The organism is Streptomyces sp. NBC_01016 (assembly GCF_026341035.1).
Taxonomy (GTDB): Bacteria; Actinomycetota; Actinomycetes; order Streptomycetales; family Streptomycetaceae; genus Streptomyces.
This window is the reverse complement of the sequence record NZ_JAPEOQ010000001.1, coordinates 5674946-5697165: the sequence shown is the minus strand read 5'-3', so window position 1 is coordinate 5697165 and position 22220 is coordinate 5674946. Positions and strand designations below refer to the sequence as shown.

Genomic DNA, 22220 nt, shown 5'->3' with positions numbered 1-22220 from the left:
TTGCTGGGTCAGTGGCTGGTGGTGTGCAGCACGCGGGTGGACGCGTCGAGCGCGCGGGCCCGCAGGCGCTGCCAGTCGGTGAGTTCGGCGCGGTGTCGTGCGCGCACGGAGGCGAGGCTGAGGTCGCGGTGGGCGGCCTCGGGCTTGAGGTTGTTGACGACGGTCGACACCTGGAACCAGCGTTTCTGGTCGCCGTAGAGGGTGCGTTGGGCGGCGGCCAGGCAGCCGTCGGTGTGGGCGCGTACGGGGATGCCGTTCGCGAGGGTCAGGGAGAGTTCGGCGGGCGGCCGGCCGAAGAGGGCGGCCGCGACCCGCTGTTCCTCCGCCCGGTTCGCCGAGCGCTGTCCCGGCCGGGGCGGTGTGAGGCCCTGGCGGGTCAGGCAGTGGTCGGTGAGGGTCTGGGTCGCGGCCCTGATGGTGTCGTCGGGTGTGCGGGCGGGCCGGTCGGTGTGCTCTGTGGTGCAGCCCGCGAGCGGGAGGAGCAGGGCGGCGCCGGCCAGGATGCTGAGGGCGCGGGTTCGGCGGTTCATGGCGCGCTCAGCCCTGCTCGCACCCCATGGTGGTGTCGGAGACACCGTCGAGTTTTCCGGCCCAGTCCCAGTTCTCGGAGTAGTCGTCGCGCCTGATCTCCCGGTAGAGGCAGCCGGTCGAGGTGTAGCTGATGGCGTAGACGGTTCCCGAGACGCGGGACTCGAAGGAGGTGGCGTGGCGCGCCGTCCCGTTCTCCGCGTCGGCGTAGCCGGGAGGTCCGTAGCACCAGGCCTGGCCGTGCATGCCGACTTCGGTCCAGAAGCAGACCTGGCCGGGCGGTACGGCGCCGGGCGCGGCGGCGGAGGCGGGTGCGAGGGCGGTCGTGGCGCCGCCGAGCAGGGGCAGGGTGAGGGCGAGCAGCACGGATCTGTGCTTCATGAAGGGTTTCATTTCGTTGACCCCGGAGTGATCGTTCTTACTGAGCGTGATCAGACTGCCCCGGAGTCGGCGCGATCAAGCGCCGTGTCACTCTTGTCAGTGACTATTGGTAACTGTCATGCGGCGCCGTGGGCCGCGGCGGCGCGGCTGGGTGCGGGCCATGCGGACCGCGTCGACGGACTCGGCGAGGAGCTCGTACTCGGTGGTGTCGTCGTGGGTGACGATCCTGACGAGCCGCCCGGAGGCCAACTCTTCCGCGACGTTTTCCTGTTGGTCCGGGTCGCCGCACCAGGCCCGCAGCTGTTCCGGCACGTCGGGTGCGTCATCGCCCATGGGCGTCAGCGCACCCTCGGGTAAGTGGCTCAGGCCGGGGCGCGGGTCGAGGCGCTCGGCCATCCACATGGCCCGGTCGCGCAGCCACCACAGGGCCAGCGGGAGCGTGGGGGCGCGATATGTGCCGAGCGGAACACCCACGCGCCGGCCACCGCAGATTCCGTACGCGGTGACGTGGCACAGGAATTCGTCGTGCACGGTCTCCCCCATTGCCTGGCGCCCGACTGCATTGACTGTTGTGCCAAACGATCAGTGATCCACCGCAACGGCGAGAATTGCCCGGGCAATTGGCCCGCGGGACGCCGCCTACGAACAACGTTCAACCGTTCTCTGGTCAAGTATCGACACTCGGGAGGCAGCGTAACCATGGCTTTCACGCCAGTCTCCGGGCATATTCACGGCGTTCGTTGGCTGAAATCCCCCGCATCGGAGAGACTGCACGCATGCGCTCACATGACGTACTCATGGACGGTTACAGCCGTATTCAGGAAGAGGTGCACGCGGCCGTCGAGGGGCTTTCCGTCGACGCGCTGAACGAGCGGCCGGAAGACACGGCGAATTCCATTGCCTGGCTGATCTGGCATCTCACCCGGGTCCAGGACGACCACATCGCCGACGCCGCGGGAGTCGAGCAGGTGTGGCTCGCGGGCGGCTGGGCGGAGCGGTTCGATCTGCCACTCTCCGAGTCGGACACCGGGTACGGACACACGCCGAAGCAGGTCGGCCAGGTTCGGGTCGCCTCGGGCGAGCTCCTCACGGGCTATTACGACGCGGTGCACGAGCAGACACTCGGGTTCCTCGACGGCCTGAAGGACGCCGATCTCGACCGCGTCGTCGACGAGGGCTGGGATCCGCCGGTGACGCTGGGGGTCCGGCTCATCAGCGTGCTCGCGGACGACCTGCAGCACGTGGGGCAGGCCGCCTACCTGCGCGGACTGAGCTGAACCCACCGACCTTCCACCTCTCTCAGCGGCGCCGGACCTTCCGTCCGGCGCCGCTGACGTGCGTGCCAGAGGTCTTGACAACTCGATTGGTCTGAACCAACTTTGGCGCACACAGCGGTGGCCACCGTTCACATTCGCAGCTTCTCCACCTCTTCCCAGGAGGCTCCCCGTGGACCGTGCACGCCATCACAGACGCAGACCCGGCCTCGCACTCGCCGTCGTGGCGGCCGCGTCGCTGGGCGTCACCGCGCTCGCCGCACCCGCGCAGGCCGCTGATGTCAACGTGGCCAAGAACGCCGGCTTCGAGTCGGACCTGAGCAACTGGACGTGCTCCGCGGGCAGCGGTTCCGTGGTGACCTCACCCGTGCACGGCGGCACGAAGGCACTGAAGGCGACCCCTGCGGGCCAGGACAACGCCAAGTGCAGCCAGACCGTCGCGGTCAAGCCCAACTCGACGTACACACTGAGCAGTTGGGTGCAGGGCGGTTACGCGTATCTCGGCGCGAGCGGCACCGGCACCACCGACGTGTCCACGTGGACACCGGGCAGTTCCTCCTGGCAGCAGCTCACGACCAGCTTCAAGACCGGCGCGAACACGACCTCCGTGACCATCTACACGCACGGCTGGTACGGGCAGAGCGCGTACCACGTCGACGATGTGAACGTCTTCGGGCCCGACGGGGGCGGCGGCACGGATCCGGTCGTGGTCCCGGCCGCACCCACGGGGCTCGCGGCGGGCGCGGCCACCGCGTCCTCCATCGGCCTCTCCTGGTCCCCGGTCTCCAACGCCACCGGCTACAACGTCTACCGGGACGGCACGAAGGTCGCCGCCGTGACGGGAGCCTCGACGACCGTCACCGGGCTCGCGGCCGACACCTCGTACGGCTTCCAGGTCACCGCGACGAACGCGGCGGGCGAATCGGCGAAGTCGACGGCGGTGAGCGCGAGGACCGCCACGTCCGGCGGCAACCCCGGCGGCGGAACCGTGCCCAAGCACGCGCTGACCGGGTACTGGCAGAACTTCGACAACGGCGCGACCGTCCAGAAGCTGCGCGACGTCCAGTCGCAGTACGACATCATCGCCGTCTCCTTCGCCGACGCCACCACCACGCCCGGGCAGATCACCTTCAACCTCGACCCGGCCGTCGGCTACGCCTCGGCCGCCGACTTCAAGGCGGACATCACCGCCAAGCACGCGGCGGGCAAGTCCGTGATCCTGTCGGTCGGCGGGGAGAAGGGCAGCATCTCGGTCAACAGCGACGCGTCCGCGACCGCGTTCGCGGACAGCGCGTACCGGCTCATGCAGGAGTACGGCTTCGACGGTGTCGACATCGACCTGGAGAACGGGCTCAACTCGACGTACATGACGAAGGCGCTGCGCCAGCTGTCGGCGAAGGCGGGCGGCAAGCTGGTCCTGACGATGGCGCCGCAGACCATCGACATGCAGTCGACGTCCGGCGAGTACTTCAAGACGGCGCTGAACGTGAAGGACATCCTCACGGTCGTCAACATGCAGTACTACAACAGCGGTTCGATGCTGGGCTGCGACGGCAAGGTCTACAGCCAGGGCTCCGTCGACTTCCTGACGGCGCTCGCCTGCATCCAGCTGGAGGGCGGCCTCGACGCCTCGCAGGTCGGGCTCGGTGTCCCGGCGTCGACGCGCGGCGCGGGCAGCGGCTACGTGGCACCGTCCGTCGTGAACAACGCGCTCGACTGCCTGGCGCGCGGCACCGGCTGTGGCACGTTCAAGCCCGCGAAGACCTATCCGGGGCTGCGCGGCGCGATGACCTGGTCCACGAACTGGGACGCGACGGCGGGCAACGCCTGGTCGAACGCGGTCGGGCCGAAGGTGCACGCGCTGCCGTAGGCGGCGCGTGGCCGGGCGCGGTCGGCCGTCGACGGTCGACCGCGCCCGGTCGTGTCAGCCGCCCATGAAGAGCACCGTGCCGTCGGGGCCCACCGCCTCGACGCGCGCGCCGTGTTCGACGGTGCGGCTGACCGTGCAGTACTTCTCGTGGGTCAGACGGATGCCGCGTTCGAGCGCCTCCGCGGCGTGCGTGTCCCCCTCCGGCAGCTCGATCTCGTACGAGACACGGACGGCTCCGACCCGGCCGTCGTCCTCCGGCCGTGACACGGAGTCGACGGTGATGCGCAGCTCGTCGTGCGGCACGGTGCGGGCCGTGCGGTCGACGACGAGGCCGCCGCAGCCGCCGAGCGCGGCCAGGAGGAGTTCGACGGGGGTGAAGGACGGCTGGGCCCCCTCGCTGTCGGCGGGGGCGATGCGGACCTCGGCGCCGCGGTCGTTGCGGGCGGTCCAGTCGCGGTCGCCGTTGCGGACGGTCTCAATGCGGTAGTCGGCCATGCCGGAACCGTAACCAGAGGCGGGCTCCGTGCCGCGCATCGCCTGCGGGGTGTCGGGGCGGCGGCGGGTCGGGGAGTCCGCGTGCCCCACGCCCGCGGACTCCCCGATGGTGCTCCCTCCCCAGGCGGCCGGTGCCCGAGTACGCGGCCGCCGTGCTGCAGAGTGTGCCGGGGACGGCGGCGGACTTCATCCCGCACCCCCGGATTTCGGTAACTTCACGTGTTGAATCAGTGGCGAGAAGTTACGGGGTCCTGGCGCCACATCCCGTACATACGGCCGGAGTCGAGGCGCGGACCGCACCGTCTGGCGTGATCCCTTCGCCTCAAGGAAGGCCGGATCACTGTGCCTCTCCCCGCGCCTCCAGGCGCGTCCCGCACCTGGCGCAGTACAGGGCGCCGGCGTCGTCGGCGGCCCGGCCGCAGGACGCACACACCTGGGGCAGCAGGCAGGGTGCCTCGCCGCCCTCGGCCGTCACCTGCGGTACCGCGCGGCGGATCGTCATGCCCGGCCGCCTGCGGTGCGCCGTGAGGTAGACGAGCCCGTCCTCGCCGGCGCTGACCGCGCGCCGCTCGCCGCGCGGCACGAACACGAGCGTGCCGGGCTCCACCTCCTTGTCCACGCCCGCCCGGTGGAGCGTGCCGTGACCCTCCACGACGACGAGGAGCACATCGAGCTCGGTCTCCACGTACGCGTCGCCGCCTCCGCCGGGCCGCAGGCGGACGACGTTGGCGTCGAGTTGGCGGGCCGCGCCGTCGAGCCGCCAGAGGGCGCCGGTCGCCTCCGGCGCGGCGGCGTTCAGGACGTCGGAGAGGGTGACGTGGGCTGCGGGCATCGGTCTGGTTCCCCTGACGTGGTACGGCGGGTCGTGACCGTTCGATTCTCCCTCACCGCAACTCTCTCTGTTCAAACAGTGGACTCAGCAACACAGCTCTGCAATTCTCCAACAACTGAACGCAAGAACCTGATGCGCGTCCTTAATTCACCCACATCAACGGTGCAGGGACAGGAGAAGCATGTTCGGACAGTGCGTGTTCAGATCCGGTGGAAGACGAAGGTGGCGGAGCCTCTCGGTGGTCCTCCTCGCGCTCACCCTGGCGCTGCTCGGCCTGCCCGCCGTCGCGGCGCAGGCAGCGGGCGGCCCCAATCTCGCGGCGGGGGCGCAGACCAAGGCGAGCAGCGCGAGGTCGGGGTACGGGGCGGGGAACGTCTCGGACGGCAACTCCTCGACGTACTGGGAGAGTTCGGGTACCGAATGGCCGCAGTGGGCGCAGGTGGACCTGGGGTCCACGGCGCGCGTCGACGAGGTGACGCTGCGCCTGCCGGCCTCGTGGGAGAGCCGGACGCAGACGCTTTCGGTGCAGGGCAGCGCCGACGGCACGTCGTTCGACACACTCAAGTCCTCGGCGCCGTACGCCTTCTCGCCCGGGTCGGGGAACACGGTGAACGTCACCTTCCCTGCCACGCAGACGAAGTTCGTACGGATCGTCGTGACCGCCAACACCGGCTGGACGTCCGCCCAGTTGGCGGAGCTGGAGGTGCACGGGGCCGCCGACTCCTCGGTCAACCTGGCGCGCGGCAAGACGTTCACGGCCGACTCCACGACGCAGACGTACGCGGCCGCCAACGCGGGTGACGGCGACCTGTCGAGCTACTGGGAGAGCAAGAACGGCGCACTGCCCCAGTGGGTGCAGGTGGATCTCGGCGCGTCGGTGCGGGTGAACCGCGTGGTGCTGCGGCTGCCGCCCACCTGGGAGACCCGGACGCAGACACTGGCCGTGAAGGGCAGCACCAACGGCTCGGACTTCACCGATCTGGCGGCGTCGAAGGCGTACGGGTTCAGCGCGGCGGACGGGCAGCGGCAGAGCATCACGTTCGACTCGGTGACGACGCGCTACGTACGCGTGCTCGTGACAGCCAACACCCGTCAACCTGCGGGTCAGCTCGGCGAGTTGGAGGTGTATGGGCCGACGACCGGCGACACCGAGGCGCCGACGGCGCCCGGGGATCTCGCCTACACGGAGCCCGCGACAGGTCAGATCAACCTGACGTGGAAGGCGTCCACGGACAACACGAAGGTCGCCGGCTACGACGTCTACGCGGACGGGAAGCTGCGCGCATCGGTCGACGGCGACACCCTCACGTACACGGACACGCAGCCCACGTCGGCCTCGCTCACGTACTACGTGCGCGCCAAGGACGCGGCGGGCAACCAGTCGCCGAACAGCAACTCCGTGACGCGTAAGGGCGGATCGGGTGACACTCAGGCACCCACCGCACCCGGCGCCCTCTCCTTCACGGAGGAGACGAAGGGTCAGGTCAAGCTCGACTGGCGGGCATCGACCGACAACGTGAAGGTCACCGCCTACGACATCTACGCGAACGGCAAGCTTCTCAAGTCGCTTGCCGGTGACGTCACTTCGTACACCGACACCCAGCCGGCATCGGCGACGGTGACGTACCACGTGCGGGCGAAGGACGCGGCGGGCAATCAGTCCGCGAACAGCAACACGGTGACCCGCAACGGTTCCACGACCGAGGCCGCGAACCTGGCGGCCGGAAAACCGGTGTCCGCGTCGTCGACCACGCAGACGTACGTCGCGGAGAACGTCGTGGACGACGACACCAGCACGTACTGGGAGGGTGCCGCCGGCTCGTACCCGAACAGCCTGACCGTGAAGCTCGGCGCCAACGCGGACGTCTCCTCACTCGTCCTGAAGCTGAACCCGGACGCGGCGTGGGCGGCGCGCACCCAGAAGATCGAGGTGCTCGGGCGCGAGCAGAAGGCGTCGGAGTTCACGAGGCTGGCCGAGCCGAAGGAGTACGGCTTCGATCCGGCGAACGGCAACAAGGTGACGGTGCCGCTGACCGCGCGCGTCGCGGACGTGCGACTCGTCTTCACCTCCACCTCAGGTGGTGCAGCGGGTCAGTTGGCGGAGTTCCAGGTCCTCGGCGAGCCCGCCCCGAACCCGGATCTCGTGGTCACGGGCATCACGTCGAAGCCGGAGACACCGGTCGAGTCCGACAAGATCACCCTGTCGGCGACGGTGCGCAACGCGGGCACCGAGGCGGCCGACGCCACCGACATCGACTTCAAGCTCGGCTCGCAGAAGGTGGGTACGGGTTCGGTGGGCGCGCTCGCGGCCGGAGCGTCGGCCACGGTGAGCGCGGACATCGGCGCGCACGAGGCGGGCTCGTACCAGGTCGGCGCGGTGGTCGACGCGAGCAAGCTGGTCATGGAGCGCGACGAGGCGAACAACGACTACATCAGCCCGACGAATCTGGTCGTGAAGCCGGTGACGAGCTCGGACCTAGGGCGTTTCTGATGGCTCTTGGACGGTGTCGCGGAGCCAGATGACGACTGCTGCGACGGCCAGGGTGCCGTTGAAGATGTAGTCGCGCTTGTCGTAACGGCTGGCGACCGCACGGAACTGCTTCCACTTGCTGACGCACCGTTCGGCGGCACTGCGGCGGCGGTACTGGCCTGTGTCGAAGGCCGGAGGCCGGCCGCCGGCCCGGCCCCGCCGCAGACGGTTGCTGCGTTGGTCCTCGGGTTGGGCGATGGTCACCTTGATGTGCCGTCCGCGCAGGTAGGCGCGGGTGTCGCGGCTGGAGTAGGCCTTGTCTCCGCGGAGCCGGTCCGGGCGGGTGCGGGGCCGCCCCGGCCCGCGCCGGGCGATCCGCAGGCACTCCAGTACCGGGACGAGCATGGGGTTGTCGCCCCGCTGGCCGGGCGAGGTCTGCCAGACCAGCGGGCGGGCCCGGTCATCGGCCAGGAAATGGACCTTGCTGGTCAGTCCGCCCCGGGAACGTCCCAGTGCCTCGCGTCCATCGGCCTCCACACGCGCCCCGCCCCCTTTTGCGGGAAGTCACCCGGCGGCCGGTGCCGGGCCCCGGCCGCATGCTGATGAGCCCGGCAGGACGTGGAGTCGATGTTCACCGCCCACTCGGCCTCCTTCGCCGCCGTGCGGGCCAGGGCACCGTCCGGGTCGCTCGCGGCGGCCTCGATCTGCAGCTCTGTCAGGATCCGCTGCCAGGTTCCGTCGGCCGACCAGCGGCGATGGCGCTCATAGACGGTCTGCCACGGCCCGTACCGCTCGGGCAGATCCGGCCACGGCACCCCGGTACGGGCCCGGAACAGTACGCCGTTGATGACTCGGCGGTGATCCGCCCACTGCCCACCCGGGGCACCGTTTCCCGGCAACAGCGACTCGATCTTCTGCCACTGCGCGTCCGTCAGTTCATGGCGTCGCACCATACGACCCGCATGCCCAGCACCCGCACTGATCCACCCACCCAGCAAGAGCCATCAGAAACGACCTAGTGGCGTCGCTGGTGGCATGGTCGCCGAGCGCGCCCACCGAGGGCGACACGGTTACCTTCTCGGTCGCCCTCAAGAACCAGGGCAACCAGGCGAGTTCGAGCGGCGGGCACGACATCACACTCACGGTCACGGACTCCGGCGGGAGTGCGGTGAAGACACTCACCGGCTCTTACGACGGGACGATCGCGGCCGGTGACACCACACCACCCGTGAAGCTGGGCACTTGGACCGCAGGCAAGGGCAAGTTCACGGTGAAGACGGTGATCGCCGACGACGCCAACGAGCTCGCGGTCAAGCGCGCCAACAACACGTCCACGCAACCCCTGTTCGTGGGTCGCGGTGCCAGCATGCCGTACGACATGTACGAGGCGGAGGACGGCACGGTCGGCGGCGGAGCGAAGGTCGTCGGCCCGAACCGGACCGTCGGTGACATCGCCGGCGAGGCCTCGGGCCGCAAGGCGGTCACGCTCGAATCAACGGGAAACTACGTCGAGTTCACCACCAAGGCACCGACGAACACACTCGTCACCCGCTACTCGATGCCGGACTCGGCGGGCGGCGGAGGCAAGAACTCCACGCTGAACGTGTACGTCGACGGCACGCTCCTCAAGGCCGTCGACCTGACGTCGAAGTACGCGTGGCTGTACGGGTCCGAGACCGGCCCGGGCAACTCCCCCGGCACCGGCGCACCCCGCCACATCTACGACGAGGCGAACCTGCTGCTCGGCACGACGGTCCCGCAGGGCAGCAAGATCCGGCTCCAGAAGGACGCCGCGAACGACTCCACGTACGCGATCGACTTCATCAACCTGGAGGAGGCGAAGCAACTCCCCAACCCGGACCCGGCGGCGTACACCGTGCCGACCGGCTTCTCGCACCAGGCGGTGCAGGACGCACTCGACAAGGTCCGGATGGACACGAGCGGCAAGCTCGTCGGGGTGTATCTGCCGGCCGGTGACTACGAGACGTCGAACAAGTTCCAGGTGTACGGGAAGGCGGTGAAGGTGGTCGGCGCGGGGCCGTGGTTCACGCGATTCCACACCCCTTCGTCGCAGGAGAACACGGACGCGGGCTTCCGCGCGGAGGCAAGCGCGAACGGCTCGACGTTCACCCACTTCTCCTTCTTCGGGAACTACACGTCGCGGATCGACGGCCCCGGCAAGGTCTTCGACTTCTCGAACGTCGCCGACATCACCATCGACGACATCTGGAACGAACACACGGTGTGCCTGTACTGGGGCGCCAACACCGACAACATCACCATCAAGAACTCCCGGATCCGCGACACGTTCGCCGACGGCGTCAACATGACGAACGGCTCGACGGACAACCACGTCGCGAACAACGAGTCGCGGGCGACCGGCGACGACAGCTTCGCGCTGTTCTCGGCGATCGACGCGGGCGGCGCGGACGAGAAGAACAACGTGTACGAGAACCTGACCTCGCTGCTCACCTGGCGGGCGGCAGGCATCGCCGTCTACGGCGGCTACGACAACACGTTCCGCAACATCCTCATCGCGGACACCCTCGTCTACTCCGGAGTCACCATCAGCTCCCTCGACTTCGGCTACCCGATGAACGGCTTCGGCACGGAGCCGACGACGCTGGAGAACACCTCGATCGTCCGCTCCGGCGGCCACTTCTGGGGCGGTCAGACCTTCCCCGGCATCTGGATGTTCTCGGCGTCGAAGGTCTTCCAGGGGATCCGCGTGAACGACGTCGACATCGTCGATCCGACGTACAGCGGCATCATGTTCCAGACCAACTACGTGGGAGGCCAACCCCAGTACCCCATCAAGGACACGATCCTCACGGACGTGACGATCTCCGGCGCCCGCAAGAGCGGCGACGCCCACGACGCCAAGTCCGGCTTCGGCGTGTGGGCGAACGAACTCCCCGAGGCGGGCCAGGGCCCTGCCGTCGGCGAAGTCACCTTCCACAACCTGAAGTTGACCGACAACGCGGTGGACATCCGCAACACGACGTCGACGTTCAAGATTAATTCCCTGCCGTAGGCGGCCGCCGACGCACCAGGATGGGTGGCCGGGCATACACGCCCGGCCACCCTTTCCCTGCCCAGGAGCCGCCCATGCACCGCCGCACCTTGCACGCCCGCCTCTCCACCGCACTCGCGCTGCACGACGACCGCCGACTGCGCACCATGGTCGAGGGCGCGCGGTCCGGCGGTGCGGGGATCGGCGGACGCTCCGGCGTGGTCGATGTCGAGGGCTCCCCCGTGTTCATGAAGCGAGTACCGCTCACGGACCGGGAGTTGAGGCCGGAGCACCTGCGCTCGACCGGGAACCTCTCATGGACTAATTCGGCGGGATCGACGGGGCCGTGGCCCACTGGGAGGGCTCCCTCGCTGTGCGCGGGCGCCTCGAGGAGTTGGCGAGGGCGCGGCACAGTCTCGTCCTGTTCCTGGAGTACGTACCGGACACGGTCGCGGCGTGGCTCGCGGCACGGAGTGACGAGGTCGCCGCGTACCGCTGGGTGCTGCGGGAGCTGGCTCGCGGCGCCGGATTCCTGCGGGGCCAGGGCGTCGTGCACTTCGACGCGCACTTCGGCAATCTACTCACCGACGGCGAGCGGATCCTCTTCGCCGACTTCGGCCTCGCACTCAGCTCACGGTTCCAACTGGACGACGCCGAAGGTGAGTTCCTCGCGCGACACCTCCCCTCCTACGATTCCCTGCTGACGCTGAGCCATCTGCGGCGCCACCACCTGCCCCCGGGCAGCCCCGAAGCGGTGGCCGGGCTGCTCTCGCCCCACGCACCCGCGCTCGCAGTGTTCGACGCGTTCCTCGAGCGACTGCTCGGCGAGAGCAAGCGGACGCCGTACCCGGACGAAGACATCGCGAAGACCCAGACCTAAAGGCACCCTGGTTCCATTACGCGCCACTCCTTGCTACTGTTGCGGCACGCACTAACGGGATACAGAACCCATTAGCAGGGAGATCGCCATGGAGTACCGACAGTTGGGGACGTCCGGCCTCAAGGTTCCGGCGTTGAGTTTCGGGGCCGGGACCTTCGGTGGGCGTGGGCCGCTGTTTTCCGCATGGGGTAGCGCCGGCATCGACGAGGCGCGCCGCATGGTGGATCTGAGCCTGGAGCATGGCGTGACCCTGTTCGACACGGCCGACGTGTATTCGGACGGGGCGTCGGAGGAGGTGCTCGGTGCGGCACTCAAGGGGCGGCGCGATCGGGCGCTCATCTCCACCAAGGCCGCACTGCCGACCGGCGAGGGACCGTACGACGCCGGAGTGTCGCGGTCGCGGCTGATCGCGTCCGTCGACGCCGCGCTGCGGCGCCTCGACACCGACCACATTGACCTGTTCCAGCTGCACGCGTACGACGCGAGCACCCCGGTCGAGGAGGTTCTCGCCACGCTCGAGGACCTGGTGCGTGCCGGCAAGGTCCGTTACACCGGTGTCTCCAACTACGCGGGTTGGCAGTTGATGAAGGGGCTCGCCGAGGCGGAGAAGCACGGGCGGCCGCGGTTCGCCGCGCACCAGGTGTACTACTCGCTCGCCGGCCGGGACTACGAGTGGGAGTTGATGCCGCTCGCCAAGGAGGAGGGCGTGGGCGCCGTGGTGTGGAGCCCCCTCGGCTGGGGGCGGCTCACCGGGAGGATCCGGCGCGGACAGCCACTGCCCGCCGACAGCAGGCTGCACCAGACGGCGCAGTTCGGGCCGCCCATCGAGGACGAGCACCTCTACCGCGTCATGGACGCGCTCGACGAGGTCGCGGAGGAGACCGGGAAGGCGATCCCACAGATCGCCATCAACTGGCTGCTGCGCCGACCCACCGTCTCCACGGTGCTGATCGGGGCACGGAACGAGGAGCAGCTCACACAGAACCTGGGCGCCATCGGCTGGGAGCTCACCCCGGAGCAGGTGGCGAAGCTGGATGCGGCGAGCGAGACCAAGGCCCCCTATCCGTACTACCCGTACCGGACCCAGGACGGGTTCCGGCAGCTGAATCCACCGACCGTGTGAGACACGAATCCGAGTGTCAACTCGTAGTTGACAGTCCTCCACTGTCAACCTACGGTTGCATCATGACGAAGCCAACCGACGCGAACGTCCGCCTCGACGACCTGATCGCAGCCATCAAGAAGGTCCACCCCGACGCACTCGACCAACTCCAGGACGCCGTCATCGCGGCGGACCACCTCGGCGAAGTGGCCGACCACCTGATCGGCCACTTCGTCGACCAGGCTCGCCGCTCCGGCGCCTCCTGGACGGACATCGGCAAGAGCATGGGCGTCACCCGGCAGGCGGCGCAGAAGCGCTTCGTGCCCAAGGGCGACGAGAAGCCCATCGACCCGAACGAGGGCTTCAACCGGTACACGGTGCGCGCCCGCAATGTCGTGGTGGGCGCACAGAACGAGGCCCGCGCCGCGAACAACGCGAACATCACCCCGGCGCACCTCGCGCTCGGCCTGCTGAAGGAGCCGGAGGCCCTCGCCGCGAAGGCGATCCTCGCGCAGGATGTGTCGCTCGAGGCCGTGCGCCAGGCCGCGACAGAGACCCTGCCGCCCGCGTCCGACGACATGCCCGCCCTCGTGCCGTTCGACGCCGACGCCAAGAAGGCCCTGGAACTGACGTTCCGGGAGGCGTTGCGCCTGGGCCACAACTACATCGGCACCGAGCACATCCTGCTCGCACTCCTGGAGCACGAGAACGGATCCGGGCTGCTCACCGGGCTCGGCATCGACAAGCACAAGGTCGAGTCGCAGGTCCTCGCGACCCTCGCGGAGATCGTGAAGAACCAGCAGGAGTTCCAGGAGACCCTGGAGGGATGAGAGTTCCCTGGCAGGCCCCGCCCCGAACCGTCTTCCGCCTGTGCCGCCCACTTTTCTTCATAGGCGCAGGTGGGAGACTGCTTCCATGACTGCTGAGCGCTCAGGAACCCCCGCCCTGCCGGGCGATCTCATCGACGTCGACGCGCTGATCGAGGCGTACTACACGCGCGAGCCCGACGTCACGCGCCCCGAGCAGCGCGTCGTCTTCGGCACGAGTGGCCATCGCGGCTCCAGCCTCGACGGCGCCTTCAACGAGAAGCACATCGCCGCGATCACCCAGGCGATCGTCGAGCACCGCACCGCGGAGGGCATCACCGGCCCCCTCTTCATCGGCCCGGACACGCACGCCCTCTCGCAGCCCGCCCTGAAGACCGCCCTCGGTGTTCTCGCGGCGCACGGCGCCCGGGTGTTGGCCGACGCGCACGAGGACTTCGTACCGACGCCCGCGCTCAGCCACGCGATCCTGCGCTGGAACCGCGGGAAGGCCGACGACGCCGACGACCGTGCCGATGGCATCGTCATCACGCCGAGCCACAACCCGCCCCGCGACGGCGGCTTCAAGTACAACCCTCCGCACGGCGGCCCCGCCGACTCCGCCACCACCTCGTGGATCGCCGATCGCGCCAACGAGCTGCTGGAGGACGCCAGTTGGACGCCGCGCACGGTCGAGGAGCCGGCCTGGGAACCGTACGACTTCCGTGAGCGCTACGTCGAGGACCTCAAGGACATCATCGACATCGACGCCATCCGCGCCTCCGGCGTGCGGGTCGGCGCCGATCCGCTGGGCGGCGCGAGCGTGCACTACTGGGCACGCATCGCCGAGATGTACGGGCTCGACCTGACCGTGGTGAACCCGGAGACCGATCCGACGTGGCGTTTCATGACGCTCGACTGGGACGGCAAGATCCGGATGGACCCGTCGTCCGCGCCCGCGATGGCCTCGGTGCTCGCACGCCGCCACGACTACGACCTGCTGACCGGCAACGACGCGGACGCCGACCGGCACGGCATCGTCACTCCGGACGCCGGCCTGATGAACCCGAACCACTATCTGGCCGTCGCCATCCACTACTTGTTCAGCCACAGGACCCGGTGGTCGGCGTCCGCGGCCATCGGCAAGACGCTCGTGTCGTCCGCCGTCATCGACCGGATCGCCGCCACCCTCGGCCGAGAACTCGTCGAAGTCCCCGTCGGATTCAAGTGGTTCGTGCCGGGCCTGGTCGACGGCTCGGTGGCGTTCGGCGGCGAGGAGAGCGCCGGGGCGAGCTTCGTCCGCAAGGACGGCAGCGTCTGGACCACCGACAAGGACGGCATCCTGCTTGCCCTGCTGGCCGCCGAGATCACCGCCGTCACGGGCAAGACGCCTTCCGCGTACTACGCCGAACTCGCCGCCGAGCACGGCGCGTCGGGCGCCGCCTACGCCCGCATCGACGCCAAGGCGACGAAGGAGCAGAAGGCCCGCCTCGCGAAGCTGACCGGCGACGCGATCACCGCCGACACCCTCGCGGGCGAGCCGATCACGGCCCGGCTGTCCGAGGCGCCGGGCAACGGCGCGGCCATCGGCGGCGTCAAGGTCACCACCGAGAACGCATGGTTCGCGGCCCGGCCCAGCGGCACGGAGGACGTCTACAAGATCTACGCCGAGTCGTTCCACGGCGCCGAGCACCTCGCCCAGGTGCAGAGCGAGGCGCAGGCGATCGTGGACGCGGCGCTCAGCTGACGTTCACGGGCTCTGGGTCTCGGCAATGCCGGGGAGGTCGGCGACGCCGTCCAACACGTAGCTGTGCGGGTGGAGTTCGAGCTGCTCACGGGTGAGCTGTCCCGTGAGCACGCCGACCACGACAGCCGCGCCCGCATTGAACCCGGCCTCCATGTCGACGACCGTGTCGCCGACCACGAGGACCTTGCGTACGTCGACGACGCCCGTCTTCTCCATCGCGCGCTGGATCATGTACGGCGCGGGACGACCACGGGGCACCTCGTCGGAGGTGACGACCGCGTCGAGGTTGCCGCCCTCTTCGGTGGACCAGCCGAGCGAGTCGAGCAGCGGCAGCGCCACGTCCGCGCTGAAGCCGGTGGTGAGGGCGACCTTGATGCCGCGGGCGCGCAGCTCTTCAAGTGCCTTGTCCGCGTGGGCTATCGGCTCCGGCGGCTGCTTGGCGTAGCTCTCGCGCAGATAGGCTCGGAACACCTCGTACTGTCGCTCGACCAGCTCCGCGTCGGGCGTGCCGCCGCCGATGCGGATGAGCGCGGCGATGGCCTCGCGCTTGTCGGTGCCCATCCAGGTCTGCAGATCGACCGGGTCGACACGGACGCCGGTGGAATCGACGGCGTGCCGCAGCGCGTCGTATACGGCCCCGTGCTCGTCGATGGTGGTGCCTGCCATGTCGAAGACGGCGAGTTCGATCACTGGGCTTCCTCACGTGTGATGCGGGTGTCTGCGGTGCCGCCGCGGGCCGCGACGGTGCGCCCGTCCATGGTGTTCTCGATGGTGAAGGTGGCCATGGACGGCAGATAGCGGTCGTCCGCGTACTCGACGGGCCTGCCGTCGCCGGTGTAGGCCAACCTCCGTACGCGGAGCAGGGGTTGGCCGGGATCGACACCGAGGAGCTCGGCGTCCTGCGGGTCCGCCGCGACGGCGTCGATGGTGTGCCGGGCGCGGTCCAGGTCGACGCCGCACGAGGTGAGGGCGTCGTAGACCGAGCCCTCGTCCGGGTCGAACGCGAACAGATGCAGGCCGACGTCGAGGACGAACGTGGACCGCTCGACCATCGCGGGCACCCCGTCGAGGTGGCGCAGCCGGACGAGGTCGACGCCCGGCGCGCCCTCGTCGAGACCCAGGCGGGCGGCGGCCTCGGGGCTCGCGCGCCGCCGGGCCACCTCCACGGTGTGCTGTCCCGGGGTCCGTCCGATCGACTCGGCCCACTGCGTGAACGACATCAGCGAGGCGAACGGCTGCGAGGGCGTGACCCTGCGGGCGACGGGCGGCTTGCCGCGCCCGCCGACCAGATGGCCATCGGCCCGCAGCTGCGCGAGCGCCTGCCGTACCGGGCCGCGCGAGGTCCCGAACTCCTCGCACAGCTGTGCCTCGCTCGGCACGGGCGCCCCTTCGGGCCACTCCCCCGACTCGATGCGTCGCCGGAACTCGGCGCCGAGCCGCTGGTGCAGCGGCCCCTCCTCGCTACTTGTCTTCACAAGTCGAGTTTCGCAGCCCGGATACCCACCGGGCAAGAGCGCACCCGGCGCACAGCTGGTAAACAACGAGGAAACTTGTATAGACAACACTTGCGGGTGGCGGCGGGCGGTCCGCAGTCTTGGGGTCATGAACAACGCATCAGCGCCATCCACCGCACTCCCCCGCGACCGCAGCGACCTCGTCGTGGTCGGTGCCGGCATCGTCGGCCTCGCCCACGCCTTCGAGGCGGTGCGCAGGGGGCTCAGCGTCACGGTGGTCGAGCGGGACCGGCGGCCTGTGGGCGCGTCCGTGCGCAACTTCGGCCACTGCTGCGTCACGGCGCAGCGCGGTGAACTCCTCGATCTCGCGCTGCGCTCGCGCACCGGCTGGGTGGACGCCGCCAAGTCGGCCGGGCTGTGGGCGCCGGAGGCGGGCGCGCTCGTGGTGGCCCGGTCGGCGACCGAGCTGGCGGTCCTGGAGGAGCTGCGGGACGAGCGCGGCACGGACGCGGTGCGGATGCGCACGCGCGACGAGGTGGGCGAGGCGCTCGGCCGCTCCCCCGAGGGGCGCGAGGATCTGGCCGGCGGCGCGCTGCTGCCCGCGGACCTGCGGGTCGACCCGCGCGAGGCGGCGCCGCGGCTCGCGGACTGGCTGGCCGAGCAGCCCGGCGTGACGATCTCCTGGGGCACGAACGTGGTCGGCGTGGAGTCCGGCACGGTGCACACCAGCCGGGGCCCGGTGCACGGGGACCGGATCCTGCTCTGCGTCGGCCATGACCTGGACCGTCTGTACCCGGCGGAGGCCGAGACGCACGGCATCGAACGCTGCCGCCTGTCGATGGCCCGGGTCGCGGCGCCCGACGCCTTCCGCACGGACTCGGCGGTCCTGACCGCCACATCGATGCTGCGCTACGACGGCTTCACGGCCATGCCGTCCGCCGACCGGCTGCGCACCGAGGTCACCGCGCACAGCCCCGAACTGCTTGACGTGGTCGCCAACGTGATGTTCACGCGGCTGCCCGACGGCACGGTCCTGGTCGGCGACTCGCACGCGTACGACGCGACGGAGATCCCGTTCCAGGACGAGGCGACGACGGAACTGCTGCTGCGCGAGGCCTCCCGCGTCCTGGGCGTCCCCTCGGTGCGGGTCACCGAACGCTGGCAGGGCGTGTACGCGAGCAGCGCCCGCGGACCGCTGCTCGTACGCGATGTGGCACCGGGCGTACGGGCGCTCTCGGTGACGTCGGGGATCGGCATGACGCTGTCCTTCGGGCTCGCTGCGGCGACGTTCGACGGGTCACTTGCTGAGACAACGTCGAGCCCGGAGCAGGATTGATCAAGTCTTTGCCTGTGGCCGGATCGCACTGGTAGCCCAAGGCAACTTTTCTCAAGAGGCCCCCGCCACAAGGGATTTGCGAAGGGGATCATTCCGTTTGACGTCACGACCGGCGGCCGAAACCGCTCGGTCGGACGCCTTCGGCGCGTTACGGGAGCATTGACCGAACCCACCTCCATGTCACACGCTCGAAACATAGATGCCGTGTACAACTTGTTGCCCCGGTTGGCCACGGCCGTACGGCGAGCAGGAGGAAGCGTTATGTGTGGCATCACCGGCTGGGTTTCCTTCGACCGTGACCTGCGGGCCTCGGCCGAGACATTGAATGCGATGACCCAGACCATGGAGTGCCGCGGTCCTGACGATCGCGGCACCTGGATCGAGGGCCCCGCGGCCCTTGGTCACCGCAGGCTCGCCATCATCGACCTGCCGGGCGGCCGGCAGCCCATGACCGTCGAGACACCGGACGGAAACGTCGCCCTGGTCTACTCGGGCGAGACGTACAACTACACCGAACTCCGCGCCGAACTGGCGGCCCTCGGCCACGAGTTCCGCACGGACTCGGACACCGAGGTGGTGCTGCACGGCTACCTCGAGTGGGGCGAGGAACTGCCCAAGCGCCTCAACGGCATGTACGCGTTCGCCATCTGGGACGGCCGCAGCGACAAGCTCGTCATGATCCGCGACCGGATGGGCATCAAGCCCTTCTACTTCTACGAGACCCCGGACGGCGTGCTGTTCGGCTCAGAGCCCAAGGCGATCCTCGCCAACCCGCTCGCCGCGCGCCGTGTCACCCTCGACGGCCTCCGCGAGTTGTTCACGTTCGTGAAGACTCCGGGGCATGCCGTGTGGGACGGGATGAACGAGGTGGTACCGGGCACGGTCGTCACCGTCGACCGCGAGGGATTGCGGCACCGCGCGTACTGGACGCTGGAGACGAAGCCGCACACCGACGACCAGGAAACGACCATCGCCAGGGTGCGCGAGCTGCTCGACGACATCGTGCGCCGCCAGCTCGTCTCGGACGTGCCGCGCTGCACGCTCCTGTCGGGCGGCCTCGACTCCTCCGCGATGACGGCGATCGCCGCCGAGCAGCTGGCCGGTCAGGAGACGGTGCGCAGCTTCGCCGTCGACTTCCTCGGCCAGGCCGAGAACTTCGTGGCCGACGAGCTGCGAGGTACGCCCGACACCCCCTTCGTGCACGACGTGGCGCAGGCGTCGGGGACCGACCACGAGGACATCGTGCTCGACTCGAACGCGCTCGCCGACCCCGAGGTGCGCGCCCGCGTCATCCGGGCACGCGACATTCCGGCGGGGCTCGGCGACATGGACGCCTCGCTGTACCTGCTGTTCAAGGCGATCCGCGAGCACTCGACGGTCGCCCTGTCCGGCGAGTCGGCGGACGAGGTCTTCGGCGGCTACCTCCAGTTCTTCGACGAGGAGGCCCGCAATGCGGAGGCGTTTCCGTGGCTGGTGAGCATGGGCAAGCACCTCGGTGACGACTCGGACGTGATCAGGCCCGAGCTCACCAAGCGGCTCGACCTGGAGGGGTACACCGCCGACAGCTACGCCGAAGCGGTCCGCGACATCGAGCGCCTGGAGGGCGAGAGCGACTTCGAGTACCGGATGCGCCGCATCTGCTACCTGCACCTGACCCGCTTCGTGCGGGTCCTGCTCGACCGCAAGGACCGGGCGAGCATGGCGGTGGGCCTGGAGGTACGGGTCCCGTTCTGCGACCACCGGCTCGTCGAGTACGTCTACAACACGCCGTGGGCGCTGAAGTCCTTCGACGGCCGGGAGAAATCGCTGCTGCGCGAGGCGACGGCGGACGTGCTGCCGACCTCGGTGTACGACCGGGTCAAGAGCCCCTACCCGTCGACGCAGGATCCGAAGTACGCGCTCGCGCTGCAGGAGCACGCCAAGGACCTGCTCGCGAAGCCCTCGCACCGGGTCTTCGAGATCGTCGACAGGGACCGGCTCAGTGTCGCCGCCCACCGCGAGACCCCGCAGATCACGCAGGCCTCGCGGCGCGGCCTGGAGCGCACACTGGACCTGGCGCTCTGGCTCGACATGTACGACCCGGAACTGGTCCTGGACTGACGCCGGAGCCGAAGCCGGAAACGGACTGGCCACGGGCCCGGCCCCGTGTCTAAGATCCCGGGCAGCATCGCGTGCCGGTCACCGACCGGGTGAGGCATGGAGGTGCCGGAGTTGCCTTCTGGAGGCAATCCACCATGGCAGTTCAGCTCAATCACACCATCGTCCACTCCCGGGACAAGCGGGAGTCCGCCGAGTTCCTCGCGCACATCCTGGGGCTCGAAGTGGGCGATGAATGGGGCCCGTTCATCCCGCTCGACCTGAGCAACGGCGTGACCCTGGACTTCGCGACGATCCCCGCCGAGTCCATCGTCACGCAGCACTACGCCTTCCTCGTCACCGAGGAGGAGTTCGACGGGATCTTCGGGCGCATCAAGGACGCGGGGCTCACGTACTACGCCGATCCGCACCGCAAGCAGCCGGGCGAGATCAACCACAACGACGGAGGTCGTGGCGTGTACTTCATGGACCCCGCGCAGCACGGCATGGAAGTGATCACGCGCCCCTACGGGGGCGGTGACCAGTAGCACGGGATCGGGTGGGGTCGTGGCCTTCGGGCCGCGGCCCCACCGCTCGTGGTCGTCCGCTCAGCTGTCCTGCAGCACCCCGAAGACGTTTCCGTCCGCGTCCTTCAGCGACGCGATCCGGCGGCCCGGACCGACCTCCGTCACGTCCTGGATCACCTCGGCACCGGACTCGACCAGAGACTTGACCATCCCCTGGATGTCGTCGACGGTCCAGTAGCCCACGGGTCCTGTCATGCCCTGCTGGTGCCCATTCGGGTTCAGGCCGAAGTGCTGTCCCGCCACGTCGTAGCCCACGTAGTACGCCTCGTCGGAGGACGGCTCCACGCCAAGCAGCTTGGTGTAGACGGCCTTGGCGGCGGCGAGGTCCCGGACGGGGGCGATGATCGTTTGCTGACCGCTGGTCATGGAGTACTCCTTCACTCGTTACGTGACTCTCACTGCTACGACACGCACCACCACGGATGTGTGACGGCTTCCGCGAAGAAATTCCGGAAGCGTTCCCCGGCCGCGCTCAGCCGAAGTTCGTCACATCCAGGAACAGGAACACCGTCCCGACGACGAACGCCACGATGCCGAGCGCACCGAGGCCGAGCGCCGTCCGCCTGGCCGGGCGGCAGACCGCCTCGGCATCCTCCTGCCGGACCGAAGCCCCGCACGGGAGCGCCGCAAGACCGTAGGTCACCAGTCCCGCGGTACCGACCGTGAGGCCGAGTCCGAGCCACGTCACACTCGCGGACATAAAGGACATGTGTCCGATTTTGCGCCCGTTCGTGGGATCCCGCTATTCAGAGTGTGACCGTGTGCACACGCGGTGCGGGCGCCTCAGGACTCCTCGTCCAGGCCGGGCACGGGCGCGCCGGAGGGGAAGCCGGCCGCGGTGTAGGCGTCGTACAGCTCCTTCCACGGCGGCGTCGCTCCCGTGTGCCCCTCGGCCAGGGGCTCGCCGCGGTCGGCCGCGTCGAGGGCGAGCAGGCAGATCTCCCAGCCCGCCGCGTTGCGCGCCGCGGTGTCCGCGGTCACCAGCACGTTGGTGAGCGTCAGGTGCGTGCCGCCGTCGCCGCGCTCCTCCAGGTCGTACTGCAGCTCGTCGCCTCCCCACATGAAGGAGAAGTGGCGTGGGGGCTCTGCGGCGACGACCGTGCCCTCGGACTCCGGCATGTTCGGGTCGCCGAAGAAGCGGATCGTCGCGCCGGGGCTCAGCTCCCCGGCCTCGAACTTGGACGGGAACCAGTGCGCGAGGTCGACCGGGTCGGTGACATAGCGCCAGACGCGGTCGATCGGCTTCTCGTACGTGCGGGTGAACCGGACGCCGGGACGGCCGTCGTCCAGAGTGAGGTAGCTACCGGTCGTGGTCGTCATGCCTGCGCCTTCCTTGCCATCACGGTCACTGCTCACTTCGAGCCTCTCACCG

At 69.2% G+C, this 22220-nt stretch carries 20 protein-coding genes and 2 pseudogenes; 11 read left to right on the top strand and 11 right to left on the bottom strand.

Annotated features, from left to right (window positions below):
- Nucleotides 1-8: 8 nt before the first annotated feature.
- The 3 genes from OG746_RS25695 to OG746_RS25685 form a co-directional block, all read right to left on the bottom strand.
- Nucleotides 9-530, bottom strand: a complete 522-nt coding sequence (locus tag OG746_RS25695) for a hypothetical protein (RefSeq protein ID WP_266718301.1) — start codon at nucleotides 528-530, stop codon at nucleotides 9-11.
- Nucleotides 531-537: 7 nt separating this feature from the next.
- A complete protein-coding gene (locus OG746_RS25690; protein WP_266718299.1) occupies nucleotides 538-909 on the bottom strand; it encodes a hypothetical protein in 372 nt (123 codons plus the stop codon).
- Between the two features lie 96 nt (nucleotides 910-1005).
- On the bottom strand, nucleotides 1006-1440 hold the full coding sequence (locus tag OG746_RS25685) for a hypothetical protein (protein WP_266718297.1): 435 nt from the start codon (nucleotides 1438-1440) through the stop codon (nucleotides 1006-1008).
- Between the two features lie 245 nt (nucleotides 1441-1685).
- Between OG746_RS25685 and OG746_RS25680 the strand changes: the two genes are divergently transcribed.
- Complete coding sequence (locus tag OG746_RS25680; RefSeq protein ID WP_266718295.1) at nucleotides 1686-2186, top strand: mycothiol transferase; 501 nt, start codon at nucleotides 1686-1688, stop codon at nucleotides 2184-2186.
- A gap of 169 nt (nucleotides 2187-2355) precedes the next feature.
- Nucleotides 2356-4053, top strand: a complete 1698-nt coding sequence (locus tag OG746_RS25675) for a chitinase (RefSeq protein ID WP_266718293.1) — start codon at nucleotides 2356-2358, stop codon at nucleotides 4051-4053.
- A 54-nt stretch (nucleotides 4054-4107) separates the two neighbouring features.
- On the opposite strand, the gene OG746_RS25670 is transcribed toward OG746_RS25675, so the two are convergent.
- Both OG746_RS25670 and OG746_RS25665 read right to left on the bottom strand, forming a co-directional pair.
- The gene (locus OG746_RS25670; RefSeq protein WP_266718291.1) at nucleotides 4108-4638 is read right to left on the bottom strand and encodes an OsmC family protein; all 531 of its coding nucleotides are present in this window, start codon (nucleotides 4636-4638) and stop codon (nucleotides 4108-4110) included.
- A 247-nt stretch (nucleotides 4639-4885) separates the two neighbouring features.
- Entirely contained in the window at nucleotides 4886-5380 is a 495-nt protein-coding gene (locus OG746_RS25665; RefSeq protein ID WP_266718289.1) for a cupin domain-containing protein, read from the bottom strand.
- A 181-nt stretch (nucleotides 5381-5561) separates the two neighbouring features.
- On the opposite strand from OG746_RS25665, the pseudogene OG746_RS25660 reads away from it, so the two are divergent.
- Nucleotides 5562-7859 (top strand): annotated as a pseudogene (locus OG746_RS25660) (discoidin domain-containing protein); the annotation flags it as partial.
- Here OG746_RS25660 and OG746_RS25655 read toward each other — a convergent pair.
- Nucleotides 7857-8803, bottom strand: a protein-coding gene (locus OG746_RS25655) for an IS5 family transposase (RefSeq protein ID WP_443063169.1) whose coding sequence is annotated in 2 segments (ribosomal slippage) — nucleotides 7857-8404 and nucleotides 8404-8803 — 948 coding nt in all. Because the reading frame shifts where the segments join, the coding sequence is not laid out codon by codon here. The pseudogene OG746_RS25660 and the gene OG746_RS25655 sit on opposite strands and share 3 nt — an antisense overlap.
- Nucleotides 8804-8859: 56 nt before the next feature.
- On the opposite strand from OG746_RS25655, the pseudogene OG746_RS25650 reads away from it, so the two are divergent.
- From OG746_RS25650 to pgm, 5 genes and pseudogenes are all read left to right on the top strand, one after another.
- Nucleotides 8860-10884, top strand: a pseudogene (locus OG746_RS25650) (discoidin domain-containing protein); the annotation flags it as partial.
- Between the two features lie 325 nt (nucleotides 10885-11209).
- Entirely contained in the window at nucleotides 11210-11743 is a 534-nt protein-coding gene (locus tag OG746_RS25645) for a BUD32 family EKC/KEOPS complex subunit (RefSeq protein ID WP_323179656.1), read from the top strand.
- 88 nt (nucleotides 11744-11831) lie between these two features.
- Nucleotides 11832-12866, top strand: coding sequence for an aldo/keto reductase (locus tag OG746_RS25640; RefSeq protein WP_266718287.1), 1035 nt, complete (start codon nucleotides 11832-11834; stop codon nucleotides 12864-12866).
- 62 nt (nucleotides 12867-12928) lie between these two features.
- Nucleotides 12929-13675 carry a Clp protease N-terminal domain-containing protein gene (locus OG746_RS25635; protein ID WP_266718286.1) on the top strand — a complete coding sequence of 249 codons (747 nt, stop codon included), beginning with the start codon at nucleotides 12929-12931 and terminating at the stop codon, nucleotides 13673-13675.
- An 85-nt stretch (nucleotides 13676-13760) separates the two neighbouring features.
- Nucleotides 13761-15395: a phosphoglucomutase (alpha-D-glucose-1,6-bisphosphate-dependent) gene (pgm, locus tag OG746_RS25630; protein ID WP_266718284.1), complete on the top strand. Its 1635-nt coding sequence runs from the start codon at nucleotides 13761-13763 to the stop codon at nucleotides 15393-15395.
- 3 nt (nucleotides 15396-15398) lie between these two features.
- Here pgm and OG746_RS25625 read toward each other — a convergent pair whose 3' ends face one another.
- Entirely contained in the window at nucleotides 15399-16085 is a 687-nt protein-coding gene (locus OG746_RS25625; protein ID WP_266718282.1) for a phosphonatase-like hydrolase, read from the bottom strand.
- Nucleotides 16082-16870: a GntR family transcriptional regulator gene (locus OG746_RS25620; protein WP_266718280.1), complete on the bottom strand. Its 789-nt coding sequence runs from the start codon at nucleotides 16868-16870 to the stop codon at nucleotides 16082-16084. The genes OG746_RS25625 and OG746_RS25620 overlap by 4 nt, the downstream gene beginning before the upstream one ends.
- A 127-nt stretch (nucleotides 16871-16997) precedes the next feature.
- Between OG746_RS25620 and OG746_RS25615 the strand changes: the two genes are divergently transcribed.
- The 3 genes from OG746_RS25615 (at nucleotide 16998) to OG746_RS25605 (ending at nucleotide 20809) form a co-directional block, all read left to right on the top strand.
- Nucleotides 16998-18185: a TIGR03364 family FAD-dependent oxidoreductase gene (locus OG746_RS25615; RefSeq protein WP_266718278.1), complete on the top strand. Its 1188-nt coding sequence runs from the start codon at nucleotides 16998-17000 to the stop codon at nucleotides 18183-18185.
- A 261-nt stretch (nucleotides 18186-18446) separates the two neighbouring features.
- Nucleotides 18447-20285 (top strand): asparagine synthase (glutamine-hydrolyzing), encoded by a 1839-nt coding sequence (gene asnB, locus OG746_RS25610; protein ID WP_266718276.1) that lies wholly within the window; start codon nucleotides 18447-18449, stop codon nucleotides 20283-20285.
- A gap of 134 nt (nucleotides 20286-20419) precedes the next feature.
- Nucleotides 20420-20809, top strand: a complete 390-nt coding sequence (locus tag OG746_RS25605; protein ID WP_266718274.1) for a VOC family protein — start codon at nucleotides 20420-20422, stop codon at nucleotides 20807-20809.
- A gap of 60 nt (nucleotides 20810-20869) precedes the next feature.
- Here the strand turns inward: OG746_RS25605 and OG746_RS25600 are convergent, their stop codons facing one another.
- The 3 genes from OG746_RS25600 to OG746_RS25590 form a co-directional block, all read right to left on the bottom strand.
- The gene (locus OG746_RS25600; protein ID WP_266718272.1) at nucleotides 20870-21214 is read right to left on the bottom strand and encodes a VOC family protein; all 345 of its coding nucleotides are present in this window, start codon (nucleotides 21212-21214) and stop codon (nucleotides 20870-20872) included.
- Between the two features lie 106 nt (nucleotides 21215-21320).
- A complete protein-coding gene (locus OG746_RS25595; protein WP_266718270.1) occupies nucleotides 21321-21557 on the bottom strand; it encodes a hypothetical protein in 237 nt (78 codons plus the stop codon).
- A 74-nt stretch (nucleotides 21558-21631) separates the two neighbouring features.
- On the bottom strand, nucleotides 21632-22168 hold the full coding sequence (locus tag OG746_RS25590) for an SRPBCC family protein (RefSeq protein ID WP_266718268.1): 537 nt from the start codon (nucleotides 22166-22168) through the stop codon (nucleotides 21632-21634).
- Between the last annotated feature and the right edge of the window lie 52 nt (nucleotides 22169-22220).